Source organism: Nocardia sp. NPDC003979 (assembly GCF_053605015.1).
Genome location: NZ_JBSGIJ010000010.1, coordinates 107,500 through 132,026, shown reverse-complemented (window position 1 = coordinate 132,026; position 24,527 = coordinate 107,500). Strand labels below are relative to the sequence as shown.

Here is a 24,527-nt window from a genome sequence, read left to right as displayed (position 1 = left end):
ACCCCGTGCCTGCGGAAATTGGGTAATATCAGCGGCAATTCCCATGCCTGACAGCAGGTTCCATCTCGAATCGGTCACAGTGCTGCTACTGTGTGCGGGTCGCTGGAAGCGGGGACTGTCTATCGGGTATCCGGGATGGTTCCCTCGAGGGCGGCTGCCCGGGTGGAACGACGACGAAAGATCAGATGAACTCCGGAATCGCGGTGCTGTCGCTCATCATCGGAGCCCTGGTGGTCCTCGCGGCCATCGCTGTGGCTGTGCTCGCCATGCACAACGAGCGCAAACAACGCGCGCGCGCCGACACCGCCAGGCGGGAGCGTGAACTGTGTGAGGCGGCGGTACATCACCTCGCCCAGGTCACCCTGCCCGCCATCACCGACGCCGTACGGCGACACGACATTCCGTCGGTCGCGGTGGAACTGCCCGCCGAACTGCGCGACGCGCCCCTCGGCGAGTCGCTGCAGGCGATCGCGACCGGCCACGCCGACGACCTGCGCGTCGTCGCCGAGGAGACACGGGCGATGGTCGAGCGCTACGGCGAGCAACGCCGCGTCGCCGAGATCCAGGCCGCCCGCGAAGAGACCCGCGCCGAACTGCAGGCGTCGTCCCGCGCGGCGACCAGTGCGGCGGTGCGCTCGTTCGGCACCTCGGTGGTGAGCCTCGGCACCGACCTCGGCCAGGTGGTGAGTACCGCGCTGCGCGAGCACCGCGACGACGCCGTCTACGAGACGCTCACCCGCATCGACCACACCGTGCAGCAGATGATCCGGCAGGCGCAGTCCTACGTGATCGTCTCCGGTGGCCTGCCCGGCAGGCGCTGGCCACAGCAGTCGCTCACCGACGTCGCGGGCGGCGCCACCGGGCGCGTGCGTGAGTTCCTGCGGGTCCATTCGGCCCAATCGGAACGCATCGTCATCAGCCGCGCCGTCGAGCCGCTCGTGCACACCCTTGCCACCCTGCTCGACAACGCGCTGCGGTACTCGCCGCCGTCCTCGTTCGTCGAGGTCGGCTTCCAGGAAGGCCATCACGGCGTCACGATCATCGTCGACGACGCGGGCATGCGGATGAGCCCCGAGCAGCTCGAGGACGCGCGTCTGGTGCTCAGCGGTGAGCGCTCGGTCGACATCCACGACCTCGGGCCTGCGCCCAAGGTCGGTTTCCCCGGTATCGCCGCACTCGCACGCCGTTACGGCTTCTCCGTGCATGTCGACGGTCCCAATATCTACGGTGGCATGCGCGCGATGGTCTATGTGCCGTCGGCGCTGCTGGTGAGCGGAGAGGCGCCGAGAATCCCCGAACCCGAACTGGCCGCGCCCGCGCACATTCCGGTGCCCGTGCCCGACCCTGTCGAGACCGACGGCCCACGCGCGGCCGTGCACGAAATCACCAGCGGTGGGCTGCCCAAACGGCGCCGCCGCCCGGTCGCCCCGGATTCGGCGGGGGTGACCACGGAAGTGGGGCAGGCTCGCCCCGACCTCGCCGCTGCCTGGCACAGCGGTTCCCGCAGCGGTCGTGCCGCTGCGGCCGAGCGATCCACGGAAGGAACAGCCGATGAGCACACCGGTAGCCGATAGCACCAACCGTTTGGCATGGCTGCTCGAGGATCTAGAGATCCCCGGCGTCCGCTTCGCCGTGCTGCTATCCGACGACGGCCTTCGCATCGCGCACTCCCACGGCGTCGCCAAGGACGACGCCGAACGGTTCGCGGCGGCCGCATCCGGTCTACGTTCGCTCGGCAAGGCCCTAGGCGAGTTCTGCGGGTCACCGGCGAACACGGTGCGCCAGAACATGACCGAATACGACGAGGGCATGATCATGATCACCGCCGCCGGTGTCGGCGCGCTGCTCGGTGTCGCGACCACCGCCGATGTCGACGTGGCGCTGGTGGCGCACCGGATGAACGAACTGGCCGCGCGGGTCGGCCACGAGATCGGTGCGGCGCCACGGCACGGTGTCAGGTAATGAGCCGAGGCAGGCGTGACCCCGACCTGGTCAGGTCCTATGTGCGCACCGGCGGCCGGACAAGGGCCGCGCACGAACTCGATCTGGTGACCCTCGTCCGCGCCGTCGCCGACCCGCGCGCCGATCACCGACCCGACGAGCGCCGGGTACTCGCGCTCACCAGCCGCCGTGGCGCGCTGTCGATCGCCGAACTGTCGGCGTATCTCGACCTGCCTGCCTCGGTGGTGAAGATCATCGTGTCCGACCTGCTCGACAGCGGACACCTACACTGCCCCACCCCGGCCGAGGTGAAGCCGGAGCTGGCGTTGATCAAGGAGGTGCTCCATGGTCTCCGTGTCCTCGCAGGCTGAGGTCGACTACGTCGCCGAAACGGTGACCAGATCGGTGAAGATCCTGGTCGCGGGCAATTTCGGCGTCGGCAAGACGACGTTCGTGTGTGGCGTATCCGAGATCCGGCCGCTGCGCACCGAGGAGACGATCACCGAGGCGAGTATCGGTGTCGACGATCTGGCCGGGCTCGGCAGCAAGGTGCAGACCACCGTCGCCCTCGACTTCGGCAGGCTCACCCTCAATCCGCAACTGGCGCTCTACCTCTTCGGCACGCCGGGTCAGGAGCGGTTCGCGCCGCTGTGGGAGGAGCTGGCGCGCGGTGCGCTCGGCGCCCTCGTCCTGGTCGACACCCGGCGCATCGAGAAGGCCGACGACGTGCTCTCGGCCCTCGAACAACGCGGCGTCCCCTACGCGGTGGCGGTCAACGAGTTCGAGGGTTTCCGCCGCTACCCCCTCGACGAGGTGCGTGAGGCGCTCGACCTCACCCCCGACACCCCGGTGATCGCGGTCGACGCGCGACGCCGCGATCACGGTCTGCGTGCGCTGATCACGTTGGCCGAGTACCTATTTCAGAGGCAGGAAGCGGCAGTTCGGTGACCTTGCAAGACCTCGCGGCCGATGTCCGGGTACCGATGTATTCGCCCGAGTTCGCGGCCGACCCGCAAGCTGCCTACCGGCAGATGCGGGAACGGTTCGGATCCCTTGTCCCCGTGGAACTCTCACCGGGAATCCGGGCCACCCTGGTGATCGGCTATCACACCGCGGTACGGATCCTCAACGATCCCGACCACTTCCCGGCCGACCCGCGCATGTGGGAACGCAACATCCCCAAGGACTGCCCGGTACTGCCGATGCTGCAGTTCCGTCCTGCGGCCCTGCGCACCACCGGTGCCGAGCACGCCCGCTACCGGCAGGCCAATGTGGCCGGTCTGGCCGGGGTCGACCTGTACGCGATGCACAGCACGGTCGAGCAGTTCGCCATCCCGCTCATCAACAGCTTCTGTGCCGGCGGCTCGGCGGACCTGTTGAGCCAGTACGCGTTTCCCCTGGTGTTCCAGGCGCTGAACTCGATGCTCGGCTGCACGCCCGAGATCGGTCAGCAGGTGGCCACCGGGATGTCGCAGATCTTCGAGGGCGGCACCGACGCCGAGGCGGGCAACAACCTGGTTGCCAACGCCCTGGCCGACCTGGTCGGGCTGCGCAAACGCGAGCCGGGCGACGACGTGGCGACCCGGCTGCTGCAACATCCGGCGGCGCTCACCGACGAGGAACTGGTGCACCAGCTGCTGGTGCTCTACGGCGCGGGCATCGAGCCCATGCTCAATCTGGTGGTCAACACGCTGCGCCTGATGCTCACCGACGACCGCTTCGCCGGCGATGTGCTCGGCGGCAGTATGTCGACGCGCGACGCCCTCGACGAGGTGTTGTTCACCGACCCGCCGCTGGCCAACTTCTGCATGACCTACCCCCGGCAGCCGACCCTCATCGAGGACACCTGGCTGCCCGCGCACGAACCAGTCGTCATCAGCATGGCGGCCTGCAACAACGATCCGGCGATCGCGGGCCTGGACGTGATCCACAATCGCGCCCACCTGTCGTGGAGCACCGGCCCGCACGGTTGCCCCGCGAAATCGGTCGCGTACCTGATCGTGCAGGACGCCATCGATCAGCTGCTCGACGCCCTGCCGGAGATCCGGCTCGCCGTACCCCCCGAAGAGCTGGTCTGGCGCCCCGGCCCATTCCATCGGTCCCTGGCCGCGCTGCCGGTCGTCTTCCCGAATACACCGCCCCTGCCGATGCCCTGATCGGGTTGTCCCCGGAATTTCGGGGAGTCGCTCGAGATTCGCTCATACCGCCCACCACCGGAACTGCCGGGTGGTGGACGGTTGTCGTCTGCGCCTGAGCAAACTGCCGACAATGTCCGGCAAACAACGCCAGTTCTCTCAACTGTGCGATTAGCTGAGATATTGCCGTGGGTTCGTACCGGTTGGTTCTCCTCACGGAATTCGCTGAATTCGCAGAATGGTCCTTTGTGTGGAAATACCGGCGGGTAAGCGAATTCTTCGCCGCTGCGACTGTTGACCCGTGATCTTCTTGCGCCTACTGTCCCAGTCAGTTCGAATCGAACTGTTCTTTATCGTCGCTCGAAATGGTCCACGGATGGCACGCCGGCCTCTGCCGTCCATTTCCGTGTGTGTTTCAAGGGAGTATTGATAGTGAGAAGTCGAATTGTCGTGGTCGCCGGCGCGCTCGTCTCCTGCGGTTCGGTGAAATACGAGCCGCAGCGTGTCGAGGGGCCGAAAGGGCTCACCAATTGCAGCGCGAACAAATATCCGGAACTCCACGACGACAGCCTCGGCTGGGTTCCGCAGCGGGTTTCCGGCAGTGTCACATTCACCTGGAAGAACACCGCCAATCATCGCACCGCCGACTGGGAGTACTTTATCGGGAATACCCGGATCGCCGTGATCGACGGGCGGAACGAGCAGCCCCCGATGGAGGTCACCCACACCATCGACCTGTCGCAGTACACCGGCCGACAGAAATTGCGCGCGGTCTGGAACATCGGGGACACCGCGGCCGCCTTCTACAGCTGTGTCGACCTCGAGATCGGCGGCGGCACCCCACCGGCAACGACCACGAAGCCGCCGGCGCCGACCACCACCCCACCCGCGCCGCCGACCACCACGAAACCGCCGGTGACCACCACGAATCCACCGGCCACCAGCACCGCGCCGCCGACGACCTCGCAGCCCGGTGGGGGACACGAACACCCGACGACGACAGCACCGGCGGCATCGACGTGGCGTCAGGGCGCCACCTACGCCGTCGGCGACAGGGTCACCTACCAGGGCGTCACCTACACCTGCCGCCAGGCCCATACCGTCCACGACCCCAACTGGACCCCGCCGAACACCCCGGCCCTCTGGTCGCGGGGGTAGCTGGACGAATGCGAGCGATTCGGGTGTTTCTCCCACCATCGGTGTGCGGATGGGGCCAGGATTGGGAAAACCTCGCCGGCCTCGCGTTCGGCCGGCCTCGCAGCACAAGGACGTGAGATATGAGTGACAGGATTTGCGGTGTGGCCGTCGCGGCCGTCGGAACGGCGGTCGCGACAGTGATGTTCGGTGCGCCGACGGCCTCGGCCGGGGTGTCACAACTGACGGTGAATCCCAGCCTGAGCGTGGGAAGTTCGACGAACTACGGCACCGGGTGCACGCACTACCTCGAGGCTCGGCTCAGTGTCGGCATCGTTCCTGTCGCGTTCTACGACAACGGCACGCTGCTCGCGGTCGTGAACCCCACCGACGGCATCGCCACCATGCCGTGGGTGCCGTCGAGCACCGGAGCGCACACCCTGGCCGCCGTCCAGGACGGCATCGGTCGCGCCGTCGACGTGAGCGTCGGCCGTGGGTACCGCTTCGGTGAGTCCTGCGTGGTCACCGGCGGCTGACCCGCTGAGACGACGGTGGCCCGGTCCGTCCGCGGACCGGGCCACCGTCGTTCGACTCACTTCGAGTCGACCAGCTTCTTGTCGGAGCCCTTCTTCTTGGAGCCCTTCTTCGGTGCCGCGCCGTTGCCCGCGGACGGGTCGTCGGGCATGGTCGCGGTGACCACCAGATCGTCGCCCGAGGTGTCGACGTGCACCGTGCCGCCGGGCTCCAGCCCGCCGTCGAGCAGCAGCCGCGACACCCGGTTGTCGAGTTCGCGCTGCACCGTACGACGCAACGGCCTGGCGCCGAACTCGGGCTGGAATCCCTTCTCGCCCAACCAGTCCACCGCCGGCTGACTGATGTCGAGTTCGACGTCCTGGGCCGCGAGCATGCGCCGCGTGCGGTCGAGGATGAGCCCGACGATCTCCTCGAGCTGCGACTTGTCGAGCCGGTGGAACACGATCTGCTCGTCGATCCGGTTGAGGAATTCCGGCCGGAAGTGCGACCGCAACTTCTCCTCGAGCTGGGGGACGATCGAATCCAGATCATCGGCTGGCGCGTCGAGAATCAGCTGCGAGCCGATGTTGGAGGTCATGATGACGATGGTGTTCTTGAAATCCACCGTGCGGCCCTTGGAATCGGTGACGTGCCCGTCGTCGAGCAGCTGCAGCAGCACGTTGAACACATCGGGGTGCGCCTTCTCGACCTCGTCGAACAGGATCACCGAGTACGGCTGACGGCGCACCTTGTCGGTGAGCTGGGCGGCATCGTCGTACCCGACGTATCCGGGCGGGGCGCCGACGAGCCGCGAGACCGTGTGCTTCTCCTGGAACTCGCTCATGTCGAAGCGGATCAGCCGGTCCTCGTCGCCGAACACCGCCTCGGCCAGAGCCTTGGCCAGCTCGGTCTTGCCGACACCGGTCGGGCCGAGGAACAGGAACGACCCGATGGGCCGGTTCGGGTCCTTGAGCCCGGCGCGCGCCCGGCGCACCGCCTCGGCGACCGCGACGATCGCCTCGTTCTGCCCGATCACCCGCTTGTGCAGCACGTTCTCCAGCTCGAGCAGGCGCTGCTTCTCCTCGGCGGTCAGGTCGGCCACCGGAATGCCGGTGCGTCGCGAGATGACCTCGGCGATGTCGACCACCTGCACCTCCGGTTCCGCGGAGGCGGCACCGGATTCCTCCAGTTCCTCCTCGGCGGCGGCGATCTCGGCCTTGAGCGCCTTGGCCTTCTCGTAGTCCTCGTTGTCGACCGCCGCGTCCTTTTCCCGGTACAGCCGCGCGATCTCGTCTTCCTTGGCCTTGACCTCCGGGTCGGCGGTGCCCGAACGCAACCGCACCCGCGCGCCGGCCTGATCGACCAGGTCGATCGCCTTGTCTGGCATGAACCGGTCGGTGATGTAGCGATCCGACAGCTGCGCCGCCGCGACCAGCGACTCGTCGGAGTAGCGCACCTGGTGGTGTTCCTCGTACACGTCGGCGAGCCCGCGCAAGATCTCGATCGTGTCGGCCACCGAGGGCTCGGCGACCATCACCGGCTGGAAGCGGCGCTCGAGCGCGGCGTCCTTCTCGATGTACTTGCGGTATTCGTCGATCGTCGTCGCACCGACGACGTGCAGGTCACCGCGCGCGAGAGCGGGCTTGAGCAGGTTGCCCGCGTCCATCGAACCCTCGCCGCCACCACCGGCGCCGACGATGGTGTGCAGCTCGTCGATGAACACCACGAGTTCGTCCTTGTGGGCGCGAACCTCGTCGAGGATCTTGGTGAGCCGTTCCTCGAACTCACCGCGATACTTACTGCCCGCCACCAGGGAGCCGACGTCGAGGGCGATCACCCGGCGGTCCGCGAGCGAGGTCGGCACGTCGCCGTTGACGATGCGCTGGGCCAGACCCTCCACGATCGCGGTCTTGCCGACACCGGGATCACCGATCAGGACCGGGTTGTTCTTGCGTCGCCGGGACAGGATCTCGATGGATTCCTCGATCTCCTCCGCCCGCCCGACCACCGGGTCGATCAGGCCCTCACGGGCCTCGGCGGTGAGATCGCGACCGTATTCGTCCAGCGTCGGGGTGTCGGTCTTGCGCTGCTGGCGCTTGGCCTGCGCGGCTGCCGTGCCCGGTGTCGGGCCGCCACCGCTCTGGCTGGCCGCCAGACCCGCGACCAGCGTCTGGGCCGCGATGCTGTCGGGCAGCGAGGCGATGCCGAGCAGGATGTGTTCGGGCCCGATGTAGGTGCTGCCGGACTGCGCGGCCTGGCGCTGGGCGGCGCGCATGGCCAGCTTGGTCGCCGGGCTGAGGGTGATGTCGGCCAGGTCGTACCCGCCGGCCGCGCCGGTGTCGAGGTAGTCCTGCATCTGCTCGGCGACCTGGTCGGCATCGAGGCTCAGCTCATCGATCATGTCGCGCGCGGGTTCGGTCTCGGCGGCGGCGTAGAGCAGGTGTTCGGGCGTGATCTCCGGGTTGCCCCATTGCTGGGCGGCCTGCCGCGCCGCACCGACCAGCAACTTCGCGTCGTCGGTCATCAGACGGCTCAGGTCGATGCGTTGCACCGGCGGTTTCGCCGACATCCCGGAACCGAAAAAGCGCTGGAAGATGTCGTCGAAGGGATCGCTCGAACCGGGCCAGCTCGCTGTCATGTCCGCACCTCTTCGCTCGTCGTGCCGCAGCCAGCGGCGACTCCTGTAGATCGGGACCGTGCTTCCAGCAATACTTCGGCATCCTCCGGTGCTGTGCAAGCCATTGGGCAGTTTCACATCCGCGTCGTCGAGCCGATGGCGGACCGACCAAAATCCGGTGGAAACCGCCCGATACCACCGGATTTGTCTGATTCTTGGTTCTGGGACGGCGCTCGACGGTAGCGTGACGACCCGCACGGCGGGATCGACCGTCGTGCCCGGTTGTTGGGAAGAGCACGGAGTTTGGTCACCGACGTCATCGATGTCAGCGCGGATTTCACCATCGCCAGGCAAGCCCTCTGGGATGTCCTGCTCGATCCGCAGAGTTATCCACGCATGTTCACCGGGATCGGCGCCTGCGAGCGGATCGATCACCCCGACGGAGCGGTGGTGTGGCAGGTCCGGGTCGGCTCGGTGGACACGGGCATCCACACCCATGAGTTCGTCCTCGGCATCGGCCGCTGGTACGAGAGCTTCGAACTGCGCAGCCCCGCGCTCGGCAGCTTCGCCTCGGTGCGGCTGCGTGGCGACCAGCAGCGCACCCGCCTCGACATCACGCTGTTCGCCGCCGCCCGGGTGCATCCGATGCTCGAGCAGCGCAGCAACTCGGTGGTCACCGACTGGGTGAAGGCGGGTCTGCGCCGCACCGCGGACGTGATCGCGGGGACCAGGTCGTCGGTGGTCGTCAACGCCGAACGCTCGCCGCTGCGCCGCAACGCCGGGGTGGCGCGTTCCATCGCGGCCACCGGTCTGATGCGTCCGGAACCGGTGTCGATCCTCAAACAGCTTCGCTCCCTGTCGAAGTGGGGCTTCAACCTGGCGGGCGGTTACGCCGCCGGTGCCGCGCACTCCCCGGACCGGGCCGCGGTGCTCGATCGGTTCGGCACCCGGACCTACCGCGAGATCGACACGCGATCCGATGCCCTGGCCGGTGCCATGTACGAACTCGGCATGCGCGCCGGTGACGCGATCGGGTTGCTGGCCCGCAACCACGCGGGCATGGTCGAGACCATGGTCGCCGCGGGCAAACTCGGCGTCGACGTCGCGCTGCTCAACGCGGGACTTTCCGGGCGGCGCATCGAGGAGATCGTGCAGCGTCATCGCCTCAGCGCGGTGTTCGTCGACGGGGAACTCGAGACGCTGATCCGCTACCTGCACAGCGAGATACCGCGTTTCACCACCGACGCCAACCCGCCCGATCCGCAGCGCGCGACCATCGACGGCCTGATCGCCGCGGGGGTCGAGGACTTCCCCGTGCCCGCTCATCCCGGCAGGCTGATCGTGCTCACCTCGGGAACCAGCGGCTCACCCAAGGGCGCCCGCCGCCCGCACGCCAAGGGCTTCGGCACCATCGCCGCCCTGCTGTCGCGGATTCCGCTGCGCGTGGAGGAAGTGGTGCTGGTGCCCGCGCCGCTGTTCCACACCTGGGGGTTGGCCGGGCTGCAGCTCAGCACCGCACTGCGCGCCACCGTCGTACTCACCGACGGCTTCGACGCGGTCGAGTGCCTTCGCTCGATCGGCGAACACCGCATCACCACCCTGATCGTGGTGCCGACCATGGTCGAACGCCTCCTCGACGTCCCCGACGACGTCCGCGCGAGTTTCGACCTGTCGAGTCTGCGGCATGTGATCAGCTGCGGTGCGCCGCTGGCCGGTGCCACCGTGCTGCGGTTCCTCGACACCTACGGCGACGTGCTCTACAACGTGTACGGCTCCACCGAGGTGTCCTGGGCCAGTGTCGCCACCCCTGCCGACCTGCGGGTCTCGCCGACCACGGCGGGCCGCCCGCCGCTGGGCACCCGCGTGGGGGTGCTCGGTCCCGATCTGCGCCCGGTGCCGGTCGGCGCGGTCGGGCACATCTTCGTCGCCAACCACATGCTCTTCGACGGATACGTCAACGCCGCACCGCCGGAGGAGGCCGACGGCATGCTCGACACCGGCGACCTGGGCTATCTCGACGCCTCGGGCAGGCTGTTCGTGGCGGGCCGCGACGACGAGATGATCATCTCCGGCGGCGAGAACGTCTTCCCGCGACCGGTGGAGGAGGCGCTGGCCCACCTGCCGCAGATCACCGAGGTGGCCGTGGTCGGTGTCCCCGATCGCGAGTTCGGGCAGCGCCTGGCCGCGTTCGTGGTGAAACGGGAAGGGGCGGGCCTGGATCCGGACATGATCCGCACCTATATCCGTCACCGCCTGAGCCGGTTCTCGGTGCCGCGCGATGTCACCTTCATCAACGCGCTGCCGCGTGGGGAGACCGGCAAGATCCTCAAGTGGATGCTCGTCCGGCCGGAGCAGGCGCTGAGCGAGTGATCGCGCGGCGCCCGCCCCGGTGGGGCTAGGTGATCTTCTCCGGTGCGGGCCGGTTCAGCAGCGAATGTTTGCGCGAGTAGGCGAAATACACCACGAGGCCGACGAGCAACCAGCCCGCGAAACGCACCCAGGTCTCCCACGGCAGCGACCAGATCAGGTACGCCGAGAAGCCGATCCCGATCAGCGGGATCACCGGCATCAACGGCAGCCGGAACGAGCGCGGCGCGTCGGGCCTGGTGCGCCGCAACACGATCACGGCCACACAGACCACGATGAACGCCATCAGGATGCCGATATTGGTGAGCTCGGCGACGGTGTTGATCGGCAGCACACCGGCCAGGATCGCCGCGCCGATGCCGACGATCCAGGTGACCCTGGTCGGCACCTTGCGGGTGGGGTGGGTCTTGGCGAACCAGATGGGCAGCAGCCCGTCTCGGCTCATCGCGAACCACACGCGGGTGACACCGAGCATGAAGGTGAGCACGACGGTGATGATGCCGACGATCGCGCCGACGGCGATGATATTGGCGACCCCCGGCATCCCGACCGATTCGAAGGCGGTGGAGAACCCGCTGGTCGGGCTGATCTCGGTGTACTTCTGCATGCCGGTGAGTACCAGCGTGCACAGCACGTAGAGCACCATCGCGATGGCGAGGGAGTAGATGATCGCCTTGGGCAGGTGTTTGCGCCCGTCGATGGATTCCTCGGCGGCGGTGCTCATGGCGTCGTAACCGAACACCGCGAAGAACACCGTCGCCGCGCCCGTCCACACCGCGCCCGCGCCGTAGGGGAAGTACGGGTCGTAGTTGGCGCTGTCGATGTGGAACACGCCGAGCACCACGATGAGCACGACCAGCGCCACCTTGATGCCGACGGCGACGGTCTCGAACCGGCCGACGCTGCCGATCCCGCGCGAGAGCACCCAGGCGGTGCCGAGGCAGAACAGCACCGCGAACAGGTCGATCACCCGGCCGTCACCGGTATCGGGTGCGCCGAGCATCCACTCGGGTAGCGTCAGGCCGACCTGATCGAGCAGGAACCCGAAATACCCCGACACCCCGATGGCGACGACGGCGGCGACCGCGATGTACTCGAGCAGCAGGTCCCAGCCGATGAACCAGCCGGCGAGCTCACCGAGCGAGACATACCCGTAGGTGTAGGCCGAGCCCGCTTTGGGCACCATGCCCGCGAATTCGGCATAGCACAGCGCGGCGGCCGCGCTGGCGACACCGGCGATCAGGAACGAGATCAGCACCGCGGGCCCGGTCACCGAGTGGGCGACCGATCCGGCGAGGGTGAAGATACCGGCGCCGATGATGCCGCCGACACCGATGGCGGTGAGCTGCCACAGCCCGAGTGATTTGGCGAGGCGTTCGTCGCCGGGAATCTCGTCTTCTACCTCGACGAGTGGTTTACGGCGCAGCATCTGGGCGCGCAACTCTGCGAAAGACATCGCTGTTCCTTCCGTCGGCGGCCTGGCCGCGTGATCAGTACACCGCCGCGTCGCCGTTCCCGACCCCGAGAATGAATATTGTTCAGTGGTAGTGCCCGAATGGAGAGCGGCTCGTTACCCGCGTCCGCCTGCCAGTGCCCGCAGGAAGAAGGCGAGATTGGCGGGTCGTTCGGCCAGCCTGCGCATGAAATAGCCGTACCACTGGTCGCCGTAGGGGATGTACACGCGAACGTGGTTGCCCTCGGCGGTGAGTCGCTGCTGTTCGTCGTCGCGGATGCCGTACAGCATCTGGTACTCGTACTCCTCGCACTTGCGCCGGGCCGCCGCGACGGCCGCACCGGCGGCGGCGATGATCGCGGGGTCGTGGGAGGCGATCATCGGATAACCCTGCCCGGCGGCGAGCACGCCAAGGCAGCGCAGATAGGAGGCATCGACCTCGGCACGGTCGCGGAAGGCCACCGATTCCGGTTCGTCGTAGGCACCCTTGCACAGCCTGATCCGCGATTGCGGCCCCGCCAGCGCACGGCAGTCCTCCTCGGTGCGGCGCAGGTAGGCCTGCAGAACAGTGCCGAGCCACGGGAAGTCCTCGCGCAGCTCGCGGACGATCGCGAGGGTCGAATCGGTGGTCGTGTGGTCTTCGGCATCGACGGTCACCCACAGTCCGGCCGCCTCGGCGGCGGTGCAGATCTGGTGGGCGTGCTCGCGGGCGATCGCGTGTCCGTCGCGCGGCAGGGCCTGTCCGAGCGCCGACAATTTGACCGAGACCTCCAGCGGCCGAACGGCTCCCGACGTGGTCTCGGCCTGGGGCAAGCGCCCCAGCGCGGCGATGAGAACGCGGTACTGCTCGACCGTCGCTTGGGCCTGCGTCAGGTCGGTGGTGTCCTCACCGAGGTAGTCGATACTGATGAAACGCCCTGAGCGGAGCAAGGTTTCGGCGGTAGACACCACCTGGTCGGTGGTGGTTCCCGCGACGAACCGTGACACCACATCACGGCTCACCGGCAGCCGGGTGACCGCGCGTTCCAGTGGTGCCGAGCGCGCCGCTGCGAGCAGTGCCGAGCGCAGAAGTGCCGACATCAGTTGGCCTCCGATTCCTGGTGGGGGTAACCGTGCTCGGTGGGTGGGGTGAAGGTCTCCTTGATCGTGCGCGCGGAGGTCCAGCGCAGCAGGTTCTGGGCCGAGCCCGCCTTGTCGTTGGTGCCCGAGGCCCGTCCGCCGCCGAAGGGTTGCTGGCCGACGACCGCACCCGAGGGCTTGTCGTTGATGTAGAAGTTGCCCGCCGAGAAGGTGAGCCGCTCGGTGGCGGCGGCGATGGCGGCGCGGTCCTGGGCGATGATCGAGCCGGTGAGGCCGTAGGCGCCCGCGTCGACCAGATTCATGGCCTCCTCGAAACCCGAGGGTGTCGAGTCGTCGTAGACATGCACCGCGAGGATCGGACCGAAGTACTCGGTGCGGAAGATCTCGTCGCCCGGGTCGTCACCGACCACCACCGTCGGTTCCACGAACCAGCCGACGCTGTCGTCGCTGTGCCCGCCCGCGACCACGGTGATCCCCTGGGTGGCCTTGGCCCGCTCGAGCGCTGCGGTATTGCGGTCGAAGGCGCGCCGATCGATCAGCGCCCCACCGAAATTCGTGAAATCGGTGACATCGCCGTAGCGCAGCGACGCCGTCTTCTCGATCAGATCCTCCGACATCGCCGACCACACCGAGCGCGGCACATACGCCCGCGAGGCGGCCGAGCACTTCTGGCCCTGGTAGTCGAACGCGCCACGCAGCAGCGCGGTGGTGAGCACCGCCGGATCCGCCGACGGATGGGCGAGCACGAAATCCTTGCCGCCGGTCTCGCCGACCAGCCGGGGATAGGTGCGATAGCGGTCCAGGTTCGTCGCCACTTCCCGCCACAGATGCTGGAAGGTGGCGGTGGACCCGGTGAAATGCACACCGGCCAGGCGTCGATCGGGCAGCACCACCTCCGAGACCTCGGGTCCGGCGCCGTGCACGAGATTGATGACACCGGGCGGCAGACCCGCCTCCTCGAGCAGGCACATCGTCAGGTACGCGGCCACCGCTTGCGAACGCGCCGGCTTCCACACCACGGTGTTGCCCATCAGTGCGGGCGCGGTCGGCAGATTGCCCGCGATGGCGGTGAAGTTGAACGGGGTCACCGCGTAGACGAAGCCCTCGAGCGAGCGGTACTGCATGCGGTTCCACACGCCGCGCGAGGACAGCGGCTGTTCGGCGATGATCTTGCGCGCGAACGACACATTGAACCGCCAGAAGTCGACCAGTTCGCACGGTGCGTCGATCTCGGCCTGATACGGCGACTTGGACTGACCGAGCATCGTTGCCGCACAGATCTTCTCGCGCCAGGGACCGGCGAGCAGATCGGCCGCGCGCAGGAACACCGAGGCGCGGTCGTCGAACGACATCGCCCGCCATGCGGGTGCGGCCTCGGTGGCGGCTTCGACGGCAGCGGCGGCCTCGCCGGCGGTCGCGTCGTGCAGGGTGCCGAGTACGGCGCTGTGGCGGTGCGGTTGGACGACCTCGAACACCGGTCCGCCGCCGCGTAGGTGTCGACCGCCGATCACGTGGCAGATCTCGGTCGAGGCGGCGGCCAGTTCGCTGAGTGCGGTCTGCAACCGGGTGCGTTCGCGCGTGCCCGGCGCGAAGGTTCCGACAGGCTCGTTCACCGGCGGCGGGGTGGTCGCGATGGCGTCCATGAGTGCCTCTCCTGCGTCGTACGGCGGTAGCGGGATGTGACGTAGTCAACACCGATCGTCATCGGTCATAATCAGCTGATCGGACGAACTTATGCCCTCTCTTTGGTCCGATCGGACAATGGAGCGTGCGGATGGAGACGACCCTGGCCGAGCTGCTCGGCGCGCTCGACCACACCGTGGCCACGCTGGTCGACGCACCGGCGGGGGAGCAGGTGGTCCTACGCTCGGTCGCCCTCGCCGAGCCCGCCGACCTGGCCGAACACCTCGAGGCCGACGGTGCGTTGGCACAGGTGTATCTGCTGGTCGGCGTCGATTCCGAACAGACCGTACGGTGGCTGCGCGGTGTCGTCGCCCGCCCGCTCGCGCAGTGGCCGCGACTGTTGATGACCAAGCGCGCCGACGACTCGCCCACAGTGCGTGCGGCCGCCCATGCGGCGGGGATCGCGCTGGTGCAGGTGCACCGGCATGCCCGGTGGGACCAGGTGTTCGGGCTGGTCCGCCGCATGCTCACCCGCGCGCCCGGTGGCCGGACCGAGGCCGGCGAACCCGACCTGCTCGCCCCCGATACGGACCTGTTCGGACTGGCCCAAGTGGTGGCGACCGAAACCGGCGGCATGGTGAGCATCGAGGACCCGCACTCCCACGTGCTCGCCTATTCGGCCTCCGACGCCGCCGCCGACCAATTGCGCATCCGTTCGATCCTCGGCCGTGAGGGCCCGTCCGACTACCTGCGGATCCTGCGCGAGTGGGGCGTGTTCGACCGGGTGCGCCGCACCGACGAGGTGGTCGACATCCCCGACCACCCAGAACTCGGGATCCGCCGCCGCCTGGTCGTCGGTATCCGGCGTGCCACGGTCGGCGCCGAGGACCGGATGCTCGGCACGATCTGGTTGCAGGAGGGCGACCGACCGCTGCGGCCCGACGCCGCGCAGGTGCTGCGCGGTGCTTCGGCGGTCGCGGCGCGCATCATCGCGCGGGCACTCGACGCACCGTCGACCGAGGCTGTGCTGGTGCGCAGGCTGTTCGGCGCGCACGGCGAAGGAGTGGACGTGCCGTCGGTGGCGGCCGCCCTACGTCTGCCCGAAGCGGGTCCCGCCGCCGTGATCGGATTCGCCGCGCTCGGTCCGGCTGCCGAACTCGCCGCGTCGAGCGGCCTGATCCGGTTGCACGCCAGTGCTTTTCGTGGCGACTCGGTCACCGAGGCGATCGGTGAGCGGGTGTATGTGTTGCTGCCCTCCTATCACTCCGAGCACGGCGTCGGGTCGTGGGTGCGTGAGCTGGTCGCGCAGCTCGAGCAGACACGTGAGCTGGTGGCCCGCGCCGCGGTGGCCGCGCCGGTTGCCGGGCTGACGGCCGTCGCCGGAGCCCGCGCCGAGGTCGACCGCGTGCTGGACAGCCCCGCCGCCACCGCCGAGGGCAGTCGCGTGACCACCCTGGCCGAGGCGAGAACGGCGGTGCTGCTCACCGAGATCATCGAGTTGATCCGCGACCACCCTCACCTGCACGACCCGCGCCTGGCCGCTCTCGACGCCTACGACCGCGACCACGGTGCCGACCTGCGCGACTCGATCCGCACCTATCTGCGCGCCCACGGCGAAGTGAGCGCGGCGGCCGCCGCCCTGCGCGTGCACCCGAACACCTTGCGCTACCGCCTGCGCCGCGTGGAATCCATCCTCGGCATCGACCTCACCGACCCCGACGACCGCTTGCTCCTGGAAATCCAGCTCGCCGCCCGCCCACCGCGCGACCACTCCTGAAATGCCGGCTCGGCGCGACGAACCGCCCCGCGCCACGCCGAGCGTGTCGTCACGCTCCCGTCGGAACCTCCCCGACGGCCTTGGCGGGGTCGATCACACCGAGCACCTCGCCCTGGGGTGCCTGCAGGATTCCCATGCGCCCGAACGGACTGTCGTCGGGCCCCATGATCACCTTCGCGCCCAGTTCGGTCGCCTTGTTCAGGGTGCCGTCGGCGTCGTCGACCTGGATCCAGGTGAGCCAGTACGGCGGATTGCCGAGCGACGAGGCGTCCATGATTCCACCGACCTCGTGCTTGTCGCCGGGCAGCGAGAAGGTGGAGTAGGTGAAGTTCACCCCGTCACCGATCTCGGTGTAGTTCCAGCCGAACACGCTGGTGTAGAACTCGTGTGCCTGGTCGTAGCCGGGGGTGTGCAGCTCGTTCCAGCAGTAGGCGCCGTGCTGGTTGAACACCCCGGCACCGATGTGGCGCTTGGCTTCCCAGACGCCGAAGGCGCCGCCGGTCGGGTCGGCGGCGACGAACATCCGCCCCACGTCGAGAGCGTCGAACGGCGGCATGAACACCTGACCACCGGCCTTCGTGACGCGCTCGGCGATCTCGTCGGCCCGTTCGGCCGCGAAATAGGTGGTCCACACCGACGGCATCTGCCGCATGTCGTCGGGTTTGGGTCCGATGCCCGCCGCGGGTCTACCGTCGAGCATCGCCATGAGATACCCACCCGCGCCCGCGTCCTCGATGTCCCAACCGAAGAGCGCGCTGTAGAACGTGCGGGCGGCGGCCGGATCGTCGACCTGACAGTCGACCCAGCACGGCGTGCCCTGGGGCCATGGTTCGTCACGTGTCGGCATTGTCGAACGTCCTCCTCGTCGATGAATGACACCGGCCGGGTCGGTCGGCACGCGCCAAGTCAACCACTGCCCACCGACACGTCCGTCGCCGAGGATAACGCCCTGAACTGGAACGATACCTGTTCACTGCGACCCTCCGAGCGGTCCGGCGCTGCCCGCCGCAAGTCGTTACCACTGTTACAGTTTCGGCGCCGATCTGCGGTGGCTAGGTCAACGATGAACGAACCGGTCGGGAGCGACTCGATGACGTTGAGAGGTTCCGAACGTGGGCTCGTCCGTGTGCTGACGGCGATTCTCGCGATCACAGCGGTGCTCGCCTGCGGGGCAGGCCAGGTGTCGGGCAGGCCGGGCGGCGACGTGCCCGGCGTGCGCTGGACCGCCCAGCACGACGCGCCGGGCACCTATCCGGAAGTGCGCGTCGAGCGCGGCGTGCATATCACCATGAGCGACGGCGTGGTCCTCAAGGCCGACGTGTACCGCCCCGCCGACGCGGCAGGGGTGATCGAGCAGAAGCCGCTGCCCACGATCGTGAGCCTCACGCCCTACTCCAAACTCATGACCGGCCTGATCGAGCAGGCCGCCGCCACCCCCGGCCTGCAGTCGACCGCCGTCGACATCGTGCGCCGCCTGAACCTGTCGAGCACACCCATCAGCGGTTTCGGCGATCTGATGCAGGCACTGGACGGCGGCATGATCCAGACCATGCTCGGCGTCGACCGCAAACTCATCGGTAGCGGCTACACCGTGGTGGTCGCCGACGTGCGCGGAACCGGTCAGTCGCAGGGCAAATGGGACACCCTCGGCGCCCGCGAACAGCTCGACACCCGCGAGGTGATCGAGTGGGCGGCCGCCCAGCCGTGGTCCAACGGCCGCATCGGCATGAGCGGCGGTTCGTACTCGGGCATCAACCAGCTGCGGGCCGCCGAAGACGCGCCCGCCGCGCTGCAGGCCATCTTCCCGGTGGAACCCGGCAGCGATCTGATGCGTGACGTGGTCGCCCCCGGCGGTGGCGTCGGCACGACATTCCTTCCGCTGTGGCTCAATTCGGTCAACCAGCTCAAACTCGTGCCCGACGTGGCGTCGATGATCCAGGGCACCTTCGACTGGACCTGGTTCAACGATCGCATCGCCGACCCGACGACAAATTTCGACCTGCTCGCCCAGGCGCTGCTCACCCCCTCGCTCGAGGACATGCCGCCCGCCCTCGACGGCGCGCTCGACGAGACCTCGGCGTTTCGCGAGGCGATCATGGGTCACCCGGAGAAGGTGAACGTGCCGACGTTCGTCTACGGCGGCTGGCACGACATCTTCGCCAACAGCGCGACCAAACTCTACGAACAGCTCCCGCTGCCCCCGGGCCGCAAGCAGCTGGTCGTCGGCGACACCTATCACGCCAATCCCGGTGCGGGAACCGGTGTTCCGGGGGCGCCGCCGCGGCTGGACGTGTTGCAGCGCGCCTGGTTCGACAAGTGGCTCAAGGACATCGACAGCGGTGTCGAGGCGTTCGGCCCGGTGACGGTGAAACAGCAGGGCGGCGGCTGGGTTACGCTGCGCGAGTGGCCGCAGCCGGGTGTCACCCATCGGCGGGTATATCTGTCGGCGGAGGCGAGCGGGTCCACCGAGGACAGCCTGCACGACGGCTCACTGCGTCCCACAGGCCCCGGCGCGGTCGAAAACCTCACGGTGGCACCAGGTTTGAGCACCATCTGCTCGCGGGACGCGGCGCAGGGTTCGGCCGGGATGACCGCCGCGCTCGACGCGTGCGCCAAGGACTCGCGTATCGCCGAGCGCAACGCGCTCACCTTCACCAGCGCACCGGTCGCCGAGGAGACGGTGATCTCGGGCCCGATCAATGTGCGGCTCAACACGGTGCACACCGGCAGTGACGGATTCTGGAATGTCACCGTCAACGATGTCGCTCCCGACGGCACCTCCACCGTGCTCACCACCGGTCAGCTCACCGCCTCCATGCGGGCCATCGACGAACGGCGCAGCGCGCGGTCGGTGAACGGGGACCTCACCGCACCGTTCAACCCCCTCACCCTCGACCGGTTGCTGCCCGTGGTCCCCGGTGCGCCGACCGAGATCGACATCGCTGTCATCCCGACCCAGGCCGTGCTCGCACCGGGGCATCGTGTGCGGATCGACGTGTACGCGGGCAACGCGCCCAAGGCGCTGCCGTTCCGCCCGATGCTCGACGCCTCCGGGCTGGAACCGCAGCAGGTGCGCCTCGACCCGGCGGCACCGAGCTTCGTCAACCTGCCCACCGACAAGCCGATCCCGTGAGTCGAGCTCAGAGCTGGGATTTCACCTCGGCGGCAATGAGTTCGAGGTGGTCGAGATCGGCCAGGTCGAGGATCTGCAGGTAGATCCGGCTCGCACGGATCTCGCGGTAGCGGGCGATCTTGTCCACCACCTCGGCGGGCGAGCCGGCCAGCCCGTTGGTCTTCAGCTCGTCGACCTCACGCCCGATCGCCGCGGCCCGGCGCGCCACCTCGGCGTCGGTGCGCCCGACGCAGGCCACGAGCGCGTTGGAATACACCAGTTCGTCGGTGCGCCCGGCCGCGCGCACGGCGGCGCGGACCCGGTCGAACTGGGCCGAGCTGTCGTCCACCGAGGCGAAGGGCATATTGAATTCGGTGGCGTAGCGGGCGGCCAGGCGGGGGGTGCGGACCTTGCCGTTGCCGCCGATCACCACCGGCACCGGATCCTGCACCGGTTTCGGCAGGGCGGGGGAGTCGGTGAGCTGGTAGTGCTCGCCGTCGAAGGAGAAGGTATCGCCGAGCTTGGTCGACCACAGGCCCGTGACGATCGCGAGCTGTTCTTCGAGCAGGCCGAACCTGTTGTCGGGGAACGGGATTCCGTAGGCGGCGTGCTCGGCGGCGAACCAGCCGCTGCCGAGCCCGAGTTCCACCCGGCCACCCGACATCTGGTCGACCTGGGCCACCTGGATGGCCAGCGGCCCGGGCAGCCGGAACGTCGCGGCGGTGACCAGGGTGCCCAGGCGGATGCGGGAGGTGTCGCGGGCCAGACCCGCCAGGGTGATCCAGGCGTCGGTGGGACCGGGCAGGCCGTCGGCATCGCCCATGGCCAGATAGTGGTCGGAGCGGAAGAAGGCGTCGAAGTCGAGATCCTCGGCGGCGCGCGCCACGGCGAGCAGCGTGTCGTAGTCGGCGCCCTGCTGCGGTTCGGTGAAGATGCGGAGGTCCATGATCACCATCGTGCCCGAGACGCGCGCGGGTGTGTGAGGCTGTAGGGGCTACGGCTCGGCGGAGGAGGATACGGTGGGAGAACCTGTCATTGTCGTCATGGGCGTCTCCGGGTGCGGCAAGACGACCGTCGGGGCCCTGCTCGCCGACCGCCTCGACGTGCCCTACGCCGAGGGCGACGACTTCCACCCGCTGGCCAATATCGAGAAGATGGCGGCCGGGATCCCGCTCACCGACGAGGACCGGTGGCCGTGGCTCGACACGGTCGCCACCTGGCTGCACGAGCACAGCGAGACGGGCGGGGTGGCCAGCTGTTCGGCGCTGCGCCGGGTGTACCGCGACCGCCTGCGAGCCAAGGCGCCCGACACCTACTTCGTGCATCTGGCCGCCACCCGGGTGGAACTGATGCGCCGGATGACCGGTCGCCTCGGCCACTTCATGCCGACCATCCTGCTCGACTCGCAACTGGCCACGCTCGAACCACTCGAGCAGGACGAAGCCGGTGTCGCCCTCAACGCGCTACAACCGCCGGGGGTGCTCGTCACCGAGGCGGTCGAGAAATGGAGAGCCGATCACCGCTGAAACAGCGGATGCAGCTGCTCGACGGGCGCGAGCATCAACCACCCGCCGATCACGGCCGCCGCCAGACAGACCAGCGCGAAGAACGCCACCCACAGCAGCGCGGGCAGATGCGTGAGACGGGCCAGCTGATCGGCATCGGAATCGGCGCGCCCGGGTTGTCTGCGCCTGCCGCGCTGCAGCTCGAGCACGGGACGGACGGCGGCGGCCAGCAGGAACCACGCGGCCAGATACGCGAACGCGGCCTGGAGCAGGTCGCTGCCGTACCAGGACACCCCGAACACCAGTGCGCCGAGCACGAGGACGGTCACCAGACCGTACACATTGCGCACCTTCACCAGCACCGCGATCAGCATGGCCAGGGTGGCCCACAACATCACCGACACCCGGCCGGAACCCAGCAGCGCCGCGTAGCCGACGCCGAGCAGCGCGGGCGCCGGATATCCGGCCATCGCGGTGAGGATCATGCCGGGACCGGTGGGTTTGCCACTGGACACCGTGAGACCCGAGGTGTCGGTGTGCAGCGTGATGGCGTGCAATCTGCGCCCGGTGAGCAGCGCGAACAGCGCGTGCCCACCCTCGTGCGCCACGGTGACGGCGGCCCGGGTGATCCGCCACAGCGGCCGATACCCGACCAGGATCAGCGCCAGCGCTGCGGTGACGAGCACCAGCCACCACGGCGGCGCGGGTTGCGGTGCGAGTAAACGTTCGAACGAAGAGCTGACCGATCCGGTGTCCACCGCCGCACTGTAGCCGCGATTCGCCACGCTCACGGCCCGGTCAGCGCATGATGCGCCGATACTGTGTTGGCGCAATGCTTTCCGGGTAACAAACCCCGGCCGGGCGTGGTAGCAAAGGGCATGCAGATGCGACCGCACCGATGGACTCCGCCCCGCGCCACCGCCCGGGCCGCACAGACTCAGAGCAACCCCGCGCTGCCTGAGGTTCGGTTGATACCGCTGCCCGGGCAGGGGCCCGAGGATGTCGTGCTGACGGCCGACGGACATGTGGTCACCGGCACCGAGGACGGAGCCATCTGGCGCGTCGATCCGGCCGAGGGCACCGTCGAGAAGATCGCACACGCGGCGGGCAGGCCGCTGGGAATGCACGCGGACGCCGACGGTTCGCTGCTGATCTGCGTCGCGGGCCACGGCGTACTCCGACTGACCGAGGCCGGTGCCGAACTCGAACCGGTGATCACCGAAGTGGACGGGGAACGCATCATCTTCCCCAGCAATGTGGTGCGCGACGACGACGGCACTGTCTACTTCTCGATTTCGTCGCGGCGCTGGCCGTTCGAGCAGTGGATGGGTGACATCCTCGAGCATTCCGGCAGCGGCCGGCTGGTCCGCCGCGATCCGGCGGGGCAGGTGGAGGTGCTGATCGACGGGCTGCAATTCGCCAACGGGGTGGTGCTGGCGCCGGACCGGTCCTGTGTGCTGGTCGCCGAGACCGGCGCCTACCGGATCACGAGGTACTGGCTCTCGGGTCCCCGCGCGGGCACCGTCGACCGTCTCGTCGAGAACCTGCCCGGCTCGCCGGACAACATGCTCCTCGGCAGCGACGGCCTGATCTGGATCGGGATGGTGGCACCACGCAACCCGCTGCTGGACCGGATGCTGGCACTGCCCGGCATCTTCCGACGCCTGACCTGGGCGCTGCCCGAGTGGCTCCGACCGGCGCCCGCCCGCTCCGCGTGGGTGATCGCGCTCAACCTCGACGGCACGGTCGTGCACGACCTGCAACGCCCTGGCGACGACTTCGCGATGGTCACCTCGGTGGTCGAGCACCAGGGCAACCTTTACCTGGGCAGTCTTTCCGAATCGGCCGTCGGGGTGAGCGCGGTGCCGTGACGTGCGCAGTATCGTCGATAGCCGACCCGATGAGACTGCGGAGGGATGGCTCGACGATGACCAAGCCCTGCCTGTTGCTTCAGCTCCGCCCCGAACGTGCCGCGTCCGACGACGAGTACGCCGCGCTGCTGCGCGCCGCCGAACTCACCGACGACGAGGTGGTGCGCATCGAGATGGATCGGGGGATGCCCGAGGTCGACCTGGACGACTTCTGCGCCGTGATCGTCGGCGGCGGGCCGAGCAACGTGAGCGCGCCCGAACAGGACAAGTACGACTACCAGCGGCGGTTCGAACCGCCGCTGCGCGCGCTGCTCACCGAGATCGTCGACCGGGATTTCCCGTACTTCGGTGCCTGCTACGGCCTGGGCATCCTGGCCGACGTGCTCGGCGGGGAGGTCGGCCCCGACCGCTACGGCGAAGCTGTCGGCGCGACGACAGTCGTGGTGGCCGACGGCGCCGCCGACCCCTTGCTCACCGGCATCCCGCGTTCGTTCCGTGCCTTCGTCGGTCACAAAGAGGCCTGCCAGGGCGCGCCGCCGGGCGCGGTGCTGCTCGCCGGTTCCGAGGGTTGCCCCGTGCAGATGATCCGGGTGGGGCGCAATGTCTACGCCACCCAGTTCCATCCTGAACTCGACGGCACCGGGCTGTCCGTGCGGATCGAGGCCTACCGGCACGCGGGCTATTTCGATCCGAGCGAGGCGGACATGCTGGTCGAACTGGGTCGGCGTGAATCGGTGCCGGTGCCGCGGGAACTGTTGCGGCGCTTCATCTCGCGCTCTCGCGGGTAGCCCGGACGGTGGAGGGCAGGGGATGGTCGGGTTCCAGCGCGGGCAGGCCGTCGATGCTGGCGGAGTTGTCGCCCGCGATGCGCCGCGCGAAATCTTCGTCGGTGCGCCGGGTGTGGGCCTCGTCCAGAATGGAGCGCTCCTCGACCAGGTCCATCCTCGGCACCGACCAGCCGCACGAATCGGCGATGCGGTCGACCGAGACCACGATCACCGCGCGGATACCGGGATGCTCGGTGCCGAATCGCGCACGCAGCGTGTCGAATTCGGGGGAGTCGGGCCGCACGACCCGCCCGGTGCCGAGTAGGCGCAGGATACGGGCGACGCGGGAGAACGAGCAGAACATCACGGTGATGCGGCCGTTGTCGCGCAGGTGCGCGATCGTCTCCGAGCCGCTGCCGAACAGATCGAGGTAGGCGACGGTGTGGTCGTCGAGGACGGCGAAGGTGTCGCGATATCCCTTGGGGGACACATTGATATGGCCGCCGGAGGAGGGCGCGGTTCCCACGAAGTACATCGGCTGGTCGGCGATGAACGCCCGTAACTTGTCGTCGATCCGGTCGAACACCTTGGCCATGACGCACTTTCCGGTCCCGCCGGGCGGCGAGCTCCCC

The 24,527-nt window shown here is 68.4% G+C and carries 21 protein-coding genes; 13 read left to right on the top strand and 8 right to left on the bottom strand.

The features are described from left to right. Positions 1–185 precede the first annotated feature (185 nt). The 7 genes from ACWEVR_RS21425 to ACWEVR_RS21395 all read left to right on the top strand — a co-directional run bounded on the left by ACWEVR_RS21425 (position 186) and on the right by ACWEVR_RS21395 (position 5,746). Complete coding sequence (locus ACWEVR_RS21425) at positions 186–1,574, top strand: sensor histidine kinase (protein ID WP_452468401.1); 1,389 nt, start codon at positions 186–188, stop codon at positions 1,572–1,574. Continuing rightward, the gene (locus ACWEVR_RS21420; RefSeq protein ID WP_067488807.1) at positions 1,552–1,962 is read left to right on the top strand and encodes a roadblock/LC7 domain-containing protein; all 411 of its coding nucleotides are present in this window, start codon (positions 1,552–1,554) and stop codon (positions 1,960–1,962) included. The genes ACWEVR_RS21425 and ACWEVR_RS21420 overlap by 23 nt, the downstream gene beginning before the upstream one ends. Continuing rightward, positions 1,962–2,312 carry a DUF742 domain-containing protein gene (locus ACWEVR_RS21415; RefSeq protein WP_067488806.1) on the top strand — a complete coding sequence of 117 codons (351 nt, stop codon included), beginning with the start codon at positions 1,962–1,964 and terminating at the stop codon, positions 2,310–2,312. Before ACWEVR_RS21420 ends, ACWEVR_RS21415 begins: the two co-directional genes overlap by 1 nt. Continuing rightward, on the top strand, positions 2,287–2,889 hold the full coding sequence (locus tag ACWEVR_RS21410) for a GTP-binding protein (protein ID WP_174550318.1): 603 nt from the start codon (positions 2,287–2,289) through the stop codon (positions 2,887–2,889). The genes ACWEVR_RS21415 and ACWEVR_RS21410 overlap by 26 nt, the downstream gene beginning before the upstream one ends. A gap of 35 nt (positions 2,890–2,924) precedes the next feature. Beyond that, positions 2,925–4,097 carry a cytochrome P450 gene (locus ACWEVR_RS21405; RefSeq protein ID WP_452468528.1) on the top strand — a complete coding sequence of 391 codons (1,173 nt, stop codon included), beginning with the start codon at positions 2,925–2,927 and terminating at the stop codon, positions 4,095–4,097. Positions 4,098–4,508: 411 nt separating this feature from the next. After that, a complete protein-coding gene (locus ACWEVR_RS21400) occupies positions 4,509–5,234 on the top strand; it encodes a carbohydrate-binding protein (RefSeq protein ID WP_452468400.1) in 726 nt (241 codons plus the stop codon). 119 nt (positions 5,235–5,353) lie between these two features. Next, positions 5,354–5,746 carry a hypothetical protein gene (locus tag ACWEVR_RS21395; protein ID WP_452468399.1) on the top strand — a complete coding sequence of 131 codons (393 nt, stop codon included), beginning with the start codon at positions 5,354–5,356 and terminating at the stop codon, positions 5,744–5,746. Between the two features lie 56 nt (positions 5,747–5,802). On the opposite strand, the gene ACWEVR_RS21390 is transcribed toward ACWEVR_RS21395, so the two are convergent. Further along, positions 5,803–8,361 carry an ATP-dependent Clp protease ATP-binding subunit gene (locus ACWEVR_RS21390; RefSeq protein ID WP_452468398.1) on the bottom strand — a complete coding sequence of 853 codons (2,559 nt, stop codon included), beginning with the start codon at positions 8,359–8,361 and terminating at the stop codon, positions 5,803–5,805. Between the two features lie 282 nt (positions 8,362–8,643). On the opposite strand from ACWEVR_RS21390, the gene ACWEVR_RS21385 reads away from it, so the two are divergent. Then, positions 8,644–10,710, top strand: coding sequence for an AMP-binding protein (locus ACWEVR_RS21385; RefSeq protein ID WP_452468397.1), 2,067 nt, complete (start codon positions 8,644–8,646; stop codon positions 10,708–10,710). Positions 10,711–10,735: 25 nt separating this feature from the next. Here ACWEVR_RS21385 and ACWEVR_RS21380 read toward each other — a convergent pair whose 3' ends face one another. The 3 genes from ACWEVR_RS21380 to pruA form a co-directional block, all read right to left on the bottom strand. Further along, positions 10,736–12,163, bottom strand: a complete 1,428-nt coding sequence (locus ACWEVR_RS21380) for an amino acid permease (protein ID WP_067488801.1) — start codon at positions 12,161–12,163, stop codon at positions 10,736–10,738. A 114-nt stretch (positions 12,164–12,277) separates the two neighbouring features. Continuing rightward, positions 12,278–13,240, bottom strand: coding sequence for a proline dehydrogenase family protein (locus tag ACWEVR_RS21375; protein ID WP_452468396.1), 963 nt, complete (start codon positions 13,238–13,240; stop codon positions 12,278–12,280). Continuing rightward, positions 13,240–14,883: an L-glutamate gamma-semialdehyde dehydrogenase gene (pruA, locus tag ACWEVR_RS21370; RefSeq protein ID WP_452468395.1), complete on the bottom strand. Its 1,644-nt coding sequence runs from the start codon at positions 14,881–14,883 to the stop codon at positions 13,240–13,242. Before pruA ends, ACWEVR_RS21375 begins: the two co-directional genes overlap by 1 nt. A gap of 131 nt (positions 14,884–15,014) precedes the next feature. Here pruA and ACWEVR_RS21365 point away from each other — a divergent pair, with 131 nt between their 5' ends. Continuing rightward, positions 15,015–16,640, top strand: coding sequence for a PucR family transcriptional regulator (locus ACWEVR_RS21365; protein WP_452468394.1), 1,626 nt, complete (start codon positions 15,015–15,017; stop codon positions 16,638–16,640). A 49-nt stretch (positions 16,641–16,689) separates the two neighbouring features. Here the strand turns inward: ACWEVR_RS21365 and ACWEVR_RS21360 are convergent, their stop codons facing one another. Beyond that, positions 16,690–17,487, bottom strand: a complete 798-nt coding sequence (locus ACWEVR_RS21360) for a VOC family protein (RefSeq protein WP_452468393.1) — start codon at positions 17,485–17,487, stop codon at positions 16,690–16,692. 243 nt (positions 17,488–17,730) lie between these two features. Between ACWEVR_RS21360 and ACWEVR_RS21355 the strand changes: the two genes are divergently transcribed. Next, the gene (locus ACWEVR_RS21355) at positions 17,731–19,773 is read left to right on the top strand and encodes a CocE/NonD family hydrolase (protein WP_452468392.1); all 2,043 of its coding nucleotides are present in this window, start codon (positions 17,731–17,733) and stop codon (positions 19,771–19,773) included. Between the two features lie 7 nt (positions 19,774–19,780). Here ACWEVR_RS21355 and ACWEVR_RS21350 read toward each other — a convergent pair whose 3' ends face one another. After that, on the bottom strand, positions 19,781–20,698 hold the full coding sequence (locus ACWEVR_RS21350) for an LLM class F420-dependent oxidoreductase (RefSeq protein ID WP_452468391.1): 918 nt from the start codon (positions 20,696–20,698) through the stop codon (positions 19,781–19,783). 97 nt (positions 20,699–20,795) lie between these two features. On the opposite strand from ACWEVR_RS21350, the gene ACWEVR_RS21345 reads away from it, so the two are divergent. Further along, positions 20,796–21,278, top strand: coding sequence for a gluconokinase (locus tag ACWEVR_RS21345; RefSeq protein WP_225280322.1), 483 nt, complete (start codon positions 20,796–20,798; stop codon positions 21,276–21,278). Here the strand turns inward: ACWEVR_RS21345 and ACWEVR_RS21340 are convergent. Beyond that, positions 21,269–22,015 carry a M50 family metallopeptidase gene (locus ACWEVR_RS21340; RefSeq protein WP_452468390.1) on the bottom strand — a complete coding sequence of 249 codons (747 nt, stop codon included), beginning with the start codon at positions 22,013–22,015 and terminating at the stop codon, positions 21,269–21,271. The genes ACWEVR_RS21345 and ACWEVR_RS21340 overlap by 10 nt on opposite strands. Positions 22,016–22,135: 120 nt before the next feature. Between ACWEVR_RS21340 and ACWEVR_RS21335 the strand changes: the two genes are divergently transcribed. Together ACWEVR_RS21335 and ACWEVR_RS21330 are read left to right on the top strand one after the other, a co-directional pair. Next, complete coding sequence (locus tag ACWEVR_RS21335) at positions 22,136–23,128, top strand: SMP-30/gluconolactonase/LRE family protein (RefSeq protein ID WP_452468389.1); 993 nt, start codon at positions 22,136–22,138, stop codon at positions 23,126–23,128. Between the two features lie 56 nt (positions 23,129–23,184). Further along, positions 23,185–23,916: a glutamine amidotransferase gene (locus ACWEVR_RS21330; protein ID WP_452468388.1), complete on the top strand. Its 732-nt coding sequence runs from the start codon at positions 23,185–23,187 to the stop codon at positions 23,914–23,916. Here ACWEVR_RS21330 and ACWEVR_RS21325 read toward each other — a convergent pair. After that, a complete protein-coding gene (locus tag ACWEVR_RS21325) occupies positions 23,894–24,490 on the bottom strand; it encodes a pyridoxamine 5'-phosphate oxidase family protein (protein WP_452468387.1) in 597 nt (198 codons plus the stop codon). The genes ACWEVR_RS21330 and ACWEVR_RS21325 overlap by 23 nt on opposite strands. Between the last annotated feature and the right edge of the window lie 37 nt (positions 24,491–24,527).

Coding starts and splice junctions, on each gene's coding strand:
- ACWEVR_RS21365 (WP_452468394.1), top strand. CDS start 15,015: ATGGAGACGACCCTGGCCGAGCTGCTCGGCGCGCTCGACCACACCGTG.
- ACWEVR_RS21355 (WP_452468392.1), top strand. CDS start 17,731: ATGACGTTGAGAGGTTCCGAACGTGGGCTCGTCCGTGTGCTGACGGCG.
- ACWEVR_RS21375 (WP_452468396.1), bottom strand. CDS start 13,240: ATGTCGGCACTTCTGCGCTCGGCACTGCTCGCAGCGGCGCGCTCGGCA.
- ACWEVR_RS21360 (WP_452468393.1), bottom strand. CDS start 17,487: ATGCCGACACGTGACGAACCATGGCCCCAGGGCACGCCGTGCTGGGTC.
- pruA (WP_452468395.1), bottom strand. CDS start 14,883: ATGGACGCCATCGCGACCACCCCGCCGCCGGTGAACGAGCCTGTCGGA.
- ACWEVR_RS21405 (WP_452468528.1), top strand. CDS start 2,925: ATGTATTCGCCCGAGTTCGCGGCCGACCCGCAAGCTGCCTACCGGCAG.
- ACWEVR_RS21420 (WP_067488807.1), top strand. CDS start 1,552: ATGAGCACACCGGTAGCCGATAGCACCAACCGTTTGGCATGGCTGCTC.
- ACWEVR_RS21415 (WP_067488806.1), top strand. CDS start 1,962: ATGAGCCGAGGCAGGCGTGACCCCGACCTGGTCAGGTCCTATGTGCGC.
- ACWEVR_RS21335 (WP_452468389.1), top strand. CDS start 22,136: ATGCAGATGCGACCGCACCGATGGACTCCGCCCCGCGCCACCGCCCGG.
- ACWEVR_RS21345 (WP_225280322.1), top strand. CDS start 20,796: ATGGGCGTCTCCGGGTGCGGCAAGACGACCGTCGGGGCCCTGCTCGCC.
- ACWEVR_RS21390 (WP_452468398.1), bottom strand. CDS start 8,361: ATGACAGCGAGCTGGCCCGGTTCGAGCGATCCCTTCGACGACATCTTC.
- ACWEVR_RS21410 (WP_174550318.1), top strand. CDS start 2,287: ATGGTCTCCGTGTCCTCGCAGGCTGAGGTCGACTACGTCGCCGAAACG.
- ACWEVR_RS21330 (WP_452468388.1), top strand. CDS start 23,185: ATGACCAAGCCCTGCCTGTTGCTTCAGCTCCGCCCCGAACGTGCCGCG.
- ACWEVR_RS21325 (WP_452468387.1), bottom strand. CDS start 24,490: ATGGCCAAGGTGTTCGACCGGATCGACGACAAGTTACGGGCGTTCATC.
- ACWEVR_RS21395 (WP_452468399.1), top strand. CDS start 5,354: ATGAGTGACAGGATTTGCGGTGTGGCCGTCGCGGCCGTCGGAACGGCG.
- ACWEVR_RS21380 (WP_067488801.1), bottom strand. CDS start 12,163: ATGTCTTTCGCAGAGTTGCGCGCCCAGATGCTGCGCCGTAAACCACTC.
- ACWEVR_RS21350 (WP_452468391.1), bottom strand. CDS start 20,698: ATGGACCTCCGCATCTTCACCGAACCGCAGCAGGGCGCCGACTACGAC.
- ACWEVR_RS21425 (WP_452468401.1), top strand. CDS start 186: ATGAACTCCGGAATCGCGGTGCTGTCGCTCATCATCGGAGCCCTGGTG.